Raw genomic sequence first — 6,905 nt, 5'->3', positions numbered from 1 at the left:
GCCCCGACCCTCCCGCCGCCGCACACCTCCCGCCACGACCGAAGGACCACCCCGCATGAGCATGACCCCGGAGCAGGCCACCTGGTTCGCCGACGTCGCAGGCCGCATCGTGACCAACGTCGAGCAGGTGCTCCTCGGGAAGACGTTCGTGATCCGCCTCGCGGTCACAGCGATGCTCAGCGAGGGGCACCTGCTCCTCGAGGACGTCCCCGGAACGGGCAAGACGAGCCTCGCCCGGGCGATGGCGCAGAGCGTGCAGGGCACCACGAACCGCATCCAGTTCACCCCCGACCTGCTGCCGGGTGACATCACCGGCATCAGCGTCTACGACCAGCGGACGCAGGAGTTCGACTTCCACCGCGGGCCGGTCTTCGCGAACATCGTGCTCGCCGACGAGATCAACCGTGCGAGCCCGAAGACGCAGTCCGCGCTGCTCGAGGCGATGGAGGAGTCCGCGATCACGGTCGACGGCGTCAACCACCGTCTCGCCGCGCCGTTCATGGTCATCGCGACCCAGAACCCGATCGAGCAGGCCGGCACGTACCGTCTGCCCGAGGCGCAGCTCGACCGCTTCCTCATGAAGACGTCCATCGGTTACCCCGACCACGCCGCGACGGTGAAGATCCTCGAGACCTCGTCGGCTCCGTCGGCGTCGGTCCCGCTGGCGAGCGTCGTGCCCGCCGCGACCATCACCGAGATGGCCGCCCTGGCGCGCACCGTGCACGTCGACGCGGTGATCGCCGACTACGTCGCCCGTCTGGTGGACGCGACCCGCTCGGCGAGCGAGGTCCGGCTCGGCGTCAGCGTCCGTGGGGCGATGGGCCTGATCCGTGCCTCCCGTGTCCTCGCGGCGCTGAGCGGTCGCCACTACGTCACGCCGGACGACGTGAAGGCACTGGCCGTCCCGGTCCTCGCGCACCGCCTGGTGCTCGACGCCGAGGCCGAGTTCGACGGCGTCAGCGCACCGAGCGTCATCGCGCAGCTCCTGGTGGAGACCCCGCCGCCCGCCGACCGAGTCACGACGTGACGGACCGCCGGCCCGTCTCCACGCGCTCGCGCCGTCCGTCCTCGACGCGGTCGCGTCGTGGCACGACGGCGTTCGAGCGCACGGGGACGGTCACCGGCATGACCAACGTCCGGACGCGCATCGTCGGTGACCGCGAGGGCGTCGCAGCGGATGCGGTCATCGGGATCGTCCGGCTCTGGGCAACGGCCTGGAGGCTCGTCCTGCGTCTCTGGGGCGAGGTCTCGTCCGTCGTCACCGGGCTCGGGTGGACGGTCGCCGCCCTGACGCTCGTCGCGTTCGTGACCGGCTACCGGTTCGGCCTGCGGGAGATCGTCGTCGTCGGGTTCGCCGGCGCCGTGCTCGCGGTGGTCGCCGCGGTGGCGTTGATCGGCCGGTCGCGGCTGGCGATCCGGATGCGGCTGCCGCAGCACCGTGTGGCGGTCGGCGACGACGCCGGCGTGATCATCACGGCCGAGAACCCCACGCGTCTGCCGTCGGTGCCGACCACCGTCGAGGTCCCGGTCGGATCCGGCCTCGTCGACGTCGCGATCCCGGCCATCGGGCCGCACGGCACCTTCGAGCGGGAGGTCCCCGTCCCGACGCTCCGCCGCGGGGTGCTCGACGTCGGTCCCGTGACGGGCGTCCGCGCCGACCCGGTGGGACTCGTGCGCCGCGAGCTCGTCTGGACCGCCCGTGAGCAGGTCATCGTGCACCCGCGCACCATTGCGATCCCGTCGACGAGCACCGGCTTGGTGCGCGACCTCGAGGGGCAGGCGACGACGGACCTGTCACCCGCGGACATCGCTTTCCACGCCATCCGCGAGTACATGCCCGGCGACGATCCGCGCACCATCCACTGGAAGTCGACCGCCAAGTCCGGCGCGCTCATGGTCCGGCAGTTCGAGGACACCCGTCGCTCGCACCTCGTCGTCGCGCTCGGCATCGCCCGCGGTGAGTTCGCCGACGACGAGGAGTTCGAGCTCGCCGTCAGCGCGGCCGCGTCCCTCGGCGCGCGGGCGATCCGCGACGGCCGTGAGGTCTCGGTCGTGGTGTCGCAGCGCACGCCCGAGTTCGCGAAGCGTGCCGTGTACGCCGTGCGGACGCTCCCCACCGTCACGCCGACGCGCCTGCTCGACGACTTCGCCTCGGTCGGCCTCGCCGACGCGTGCCTGCCGATCGCCGAGGTCTCCCGGATCGTCGGGAGCGACACCGAGGGCATCTCCGTCGCGTTCCTCGTGGTGGGGTCGACCGTCGGCCTGCCCGCGCTCCGACTCGCCGCGACGCGGTTCCCCGTCGGGGTGGAGGTCGTCGCGGTGATCTGCGAGCCCGAGGCCCAGCCGCGGTTCCTGCGCGTCGCGGGTCTGACGGTGATGACCATCGGCTACCTGGACGACCTCCGGCACGCCCTGCACCGATCGGCGTCGGCAGCATGAGCGCCGCACCCGTGACCACCCCGGCCCCGGCACCGGACCGGGCGAGGCGCTCGACCCGACGGTCCGACCGTCGCGACGCACGGCGGCTCGTGCCGTTCCGGCTCGCCGGCGGCACGCTGGCGGTCTGGCTGTTGCTGGCCGTCGCGAGCACGTCCTGGTGGCCGGTGTACCGGGACGGCGCGATGATCACCGCCGCGGTGACCGCGATCGTCATCGGGACGGTCGTCGCGCTCCTCGGCACCCTGTTCCGGCTCCCGACGGCCGTCGTGGCGATCGCGACCGTCGCCGCCTTCACGCTCACGGGCGTCCCCGCCGCCGTGCCGAGTCAGGCCAACGGCCTGCTGCCCACCGGACGCGGCCTGCTCGACCTCTTCGCCGGCGTCGCCCTCGGCTGGAAGCAGCTGGTGACCATCAGCCTGCCGGTGGGCTCGTACGAGGCGCTCCTCGTGCCCTACTTCGTGACGCTGCTCGTGGCGGCGGTGACCGCCGTGAGCGTGGCGACCCGCGCCTCCAGGCAGGAACTCGCGAGCATCCCGGCACTGGTGCTCTTCGCGGTGGGGGTCGTCGTCGGGCCGAGCCGGCTCGACACGTCGATCGTGACGGCGGTCGTCCTGGTGGGCCTCGCCCTCGTCTGGGCGCTGACCGTGCGGCACGCGCGTCGCGCCGTCGCGGTGGCGACCACCATCGGTGCACGCGTGCCGGTCGCGCGGTCGATCGTCCGCCCCGCCCTCGTGGGGACCGGCACCATCGTGGCCGCGGCGGTCGTCGCGACCGGACTCGGCCTGGTGGCACCTCCGTCGGGTGAGCGCACCGTCGCACGCACCGACGTCGTGAAGCCGTTCGACCCACGCGACTACGTCAGTCCGCTCAGCGGGTTCCGCGCCTACGAGGAGTCCACCGCCTCGGACGCGACCCAGCTCCGGGTGACCGGTCTGCCCGAGGGCGGGTTCGTCCGCATCGCGACGCTCGACACCTACGACGGCGTCGTCTACCGCGTCGGCGGGGCCGACGGCTCGGCCGGCTCGGGCACCTTCGAACGGGTACCGACCGCGGTCGACGTCCGTGGCGTCCGGGGCACCACGGTCGACGTCGGCGTGACGGTCGACGGGTACCGCGGTGTGTGGCTGCCGACGGTCGGTGACCTGGAGCGCGTGGAGTTCACCGGGCAGGACGCCGACGACGAGCGCGGCGCCTTCTTCTACAACGGATCGACTGGTACCGGCGCCGTGGTCGGCGGAGTCGGGGACGGCACGTCCTACGACCTGACGGCGGTGCTGCCCGACCAGCCGACCGAACGGCAGCTGGCCACCGCACGGCCGGGGAGCGCCGCCGTGCCCACCGCACGGGACGTCCCCGACGCCGTGCGCGACACCGTGGAGTCCACGACGAAGGACGTGTCGGCACCCGGTGCGAAGCTCCTCGCCGCGGTGCAGTCCCTGCAACGGAACGGGTACGTCAGCCACGGTGTCGGCGACGACCGGATGAGTCGGTCCGGTCACGGTGCCGACCGTGTCCAGGAGCTCCTCACCGCACCCCTGATGATCGGGGACCAGGAGCAGTACGCCGCGGCGGCCGCACTGATGGCGGACGAGATCGGCTTCCCCGCACGGGTCGTGATGGGCTTCACGGCCGGGGGAGACTCAGGCCGCGACGGCACCGCAGCGCCTGGCGGGACGACGACCTTCCGTGGGTCCGACGTCACGGCCCGCATCGAGGTGGACACCGCGCAGTGGGGATGGGTGATGCTCAACCCCAACCCCGAGGTGCGCGAGATCCCGAACGAGCAGCAGCAGACCCCGCAGCCGGTCACCCGACCCGAGACGGTGGTGCCGCCGCCCCCGGTCGACCGGCAGGACCAGGACCAGCAGACGCCCCCCGAGAGCGACCGGAACACGCCGCCGGTGCAGCCGCTCTGGCTCCAGATCCTGCTCGCGGTGCTGCCCTGGGCCCTCGGGACCCTCGGCGTGGTCGCGCTCGTCCTGCTGCCGTTCGCCGTGATCGTGCTGCTGAAGCGATTGCGGCGCCGCCGACGGCGGAACGCCACCACGCCCCGCGGCCGCATCGTCGGCGCCTGGGACGAGTACCGCGACGCACTGCTCGACCGCGGGCACGACGTGCGGCAGGCAGCAACCCGACGCGAAGCCGTGGTCGGTGCACCGGGCGACGGTGGCACCGGACTCGCCGCGCTGGCCGACCGCGCGGTGTTCGGTCCGAGTGACGCCGACCAGACCACCGCCGACCGCATGTGGGCGGCGACCGACGATGCGATCGGTTCGCTCCGGACAGGGCGGACCAGGCGGGAGCGGTTCCGCACCGCCGTCTCGCTCCGGTCCCTGCGGGGAACGGGACGCCGTCCGACGGCACGGTCCCGTCGGAGGACCGACCGCCAGGCTGCGTCGGGGCGCGGCGACTACGATGTCCAGAGGCCGGACGAGCGTCGTGGACGGCCGAGTGAGGACAGAGGCACCACGTGATCAGATGCGAACACTGCGGATCGATGCTCCCGGACGGAGCGATCTTCTGCGGTGAGTGCGGTCGCGCGGTCACCGCCGCCGCGAGCCGTCGCCCGGTCGCGCCGACCCCCGTCGAACAGGCACCGCCGCCACCGTTGCAGCAGCCCGACGCCCACGGCCGACGGTCCGACCCGGCTTCCGACGCCTGGTTGCCCGAAGCCACGCTCGATCCCGCCACGCGTGCGTGGCTCACCGGTGCCGACCGTCGCGGCACCGAACCGCCGGCACCCGTACCGGTGCAGCGTCCTGATGACTTCGCGCCGCGCCAGGCACCCTCCCACGTGCACGGTGCCGGCTCCGGGCTCGAGGACTGGTCGGGTGCGCCGGGCGAGTCCGAGCCTCCCCTCGACCCCGACGCGTACCCGTCCGAACCCCTCGATGCGGACGACCCCGAGCGCACGCGGATCGCCCCGGCTCCCGGTCGCCCCGAGACGCCCGAGGACCCGATCCGCGATGCTCCGTCGTCGGTGTCGGACCAGGCGGTGCGACAGCCCGTCGAGTCCCAGCCCGTCGAGTCCCAGCCCGTCGAGCCGCCGCCCGCTGCCGAGCCCTCCGTTCCGGTGTGGGCGCCGCCCGCTGCCACGGCACCCCCGGCGGCACCCGCCGGTCCGTCCTGGTGGGTCGGTCGCGGTACCCCGGCTGCCGAGGTGCCGGCCGATCCGGTCGTCCCGCCGATGCCGGGAGCACCCGCCGAACCTGCTGGCGAGCAGGACGCTGCGGCTCCTGCGCCCGACGAACGCGGCGCACAGGAACCCCAGAACGCACAGGATGCACAGGAACCCCGGGACGCACAGGGTGCCCGGGACGCCTCCGAGCCGGAGCCCGACGAAACGATCGTGGCGGCGTCGGAGACCAGCGCCACCGACGACCAGCCGCCCGTCGTGTCGGCCCCGCAGCCCGGGGACACCGCCGTGGTCGAGCCGTTGATCGACCGTCGACCGCCGCGTCCGGCCCCGCTCGTCACCCCGGGCATGCACGAGACGACCATCTGCCACGTCTGCGGCAACCGGCTCGAACCCGACGACATCTTCTGCGGCGAGTGCGGAGCCGTCCGTCCGGCGGTCACCGCGGCCTTCACCGGCCCGGTCATGCCGCTGCCGATGACCCGACCCGATTGGGCAGCAGAGGAGTCCGACAGCACGCAGGCCCCCGACGCGGGCAACGCTGCGGACGAGCCGGACGAGCCCGACGCGGGTTCCGCCGAGCCCGCGGGTCCGAACGAGTCCGATGAGCGCGCTGCAGGCGACGAGCCGGACGACGAGATCCCGGTGGATGACGATTTCCTCCGCGCCGAGGTCGAGCAGTCCGATGCCGGCCGACGTCCCCGCGGAGCGCACGCTGCACCGGTGACCGAGCCCGAGCCGCCGACCGAGGCGTCCGCCGTGCCGCGCACGCCGATCCCGCCGGTGCCCGGTTCCGCCACCGTCCCCTCCTCGGCACCGTCCGCCGACACCGCGGGCGTGCCCTCCGCTGCACCGCTGCCCCCGATCCCGGGAGCGACCGGACCGGTGCTGCCGCTTCCGCCCGTCGACCGGTCGGAGTCTCCCGCAGCGGCCGGCGCGCTCGACGACCTCGACGAGGACGTCGACGAGACCCGCATCGTCGCGAAGACCCCGACGCGGGCACCGTTCGTGCTGCACTTCAGCACGGGTGAACGGCTCGGCGTCCACGGCACCGGCCTGCTCGGCCGGCTGCCGCGACCGCAGCCGGGGGAGCGCTACGACGACCTGCTGACCGTGCACGACCCGGGCAAGTCCGTGTCGAAGACGCACCTCGAGCTCGGCCGCGACGGCGACGACCTGTGGGTCTCCGACCGGTTCTCCGGCAACGGCACGGTCGTCCGGCACATCGACGGATCGATCCGCCGCTGCGAGCCCGGTCGCCGGTACCGCGTCGAGCGTGGTGCCCGCGTCGACATCGGTGAGCAGTTCTTCCTGGTGCAGTAGGCGACTT

Annotated in this window: 4 protein-coding genes; all 4 read left to right on the top strand. The window is 73.4% G+C overall.

Annotated elements, in window-relative coordinates; genetic code table 11:
• The first annotated feature begins 55 nt into the window (after nucleotides 1-55).
• The 4 genes from DEJ04_RS05200 (at nucleotide 56) to DEJ04_RS05185 (ending at nucleotide 6,898) form a co-directional block, all read left to right on the top strand.
• The gene (locus tag DEJ04_RS05200; RefSeq protein WP_027465773.1) at nucleotides 56-1,027 is read left to right on the top strand and encodes a MoxR family ATPase; all 972 of its coding nucleotides are present in this window, start codon (nucleotides 56-58) and stop codon (nucleotides 1,025-1,027) included.
• A gap of 98 nt (nucleotides 1,028-1,125) precedes the next feature.
• Nucleotides 1,126-2,439 (top strand): DUF58 domain-containing protein, encoded by a 1,314-nt coding sequence (locus tag DEJ04_RS05195; protein ID WP_071404615.1) that lies wholly within the window; start codon nucleotides 1,126-1,128, stop codon nucleotides 2,437-2,439.
• Entirely contained in the window at nucleotides 2,436-4,913 is a 2,478-nt protein-coding gene (locus DEJ04_RS05190; protein ID WP_111046431.1) for a DUF3488 domain-containing protein, read from the top strand. The genes DEJ04_RS05195 and DEJ04_RS05190 overlap by 4 nt, the downstream gene beginning before the upstream one ends.
• The gene (locus DEJ04_RS05185; protein WP_111046430.1) at nucleotides 4,910-6,898 is read left to right on the top strand and encodes a zinc-ribbon domain-containing protein; all 1,989 of its coding nucleotides are present in this window, start codon (nucleotides 4,910-4,912) and stop codon (nucleotides 6,896-6,898) included. The genes DEJ04_RS05190 and DEJ04_RS05185 overlap by 4 nt, the downstream gene beginning before the upstream one ends.
• The last annotated feature ends 7 nt before the right edge of the window (nucleotides 6,899-6,905 follow it).

The sequence above is a fragment of the Curtobacterium sp. MCLR17_044 genome (assembly GCF_003234435.1).
Classification (GTDB): domain Bacteria; phylum Actinomycetota; class Actinomycetes; order Actinomycetales; family Microbacteriaceae; genus Curtobacterium; species Curtobacterium flaccumfaciens.
This window is presented reverse-complemented; position numbering and strand designations above follow the sequence as displayed.

Coding starts and splice junctions, on each gene's coding strand:
- DEJ04_RS05190 (WP_111046431.1), top strand. CDS start 2,436: ATGAGCGCCGCACCCGTGACCACCCCGGCCCCGGCACCGGACCGGGCG.
- DEJ04_RS05195 (WP_071404615.1), top strand. CDS start 1,126: ATGACCAACGTCCGGACGCGCATCGTCGGTGACCGCGAGGGCGTCGCA.
- DEJ04_RS05200 (WP_027465773.1), top strand. CDS start 56: ATGAGCATGACCCCGGAGCAGGCCACCTGGTTCGCCGACGTCGCAGGC.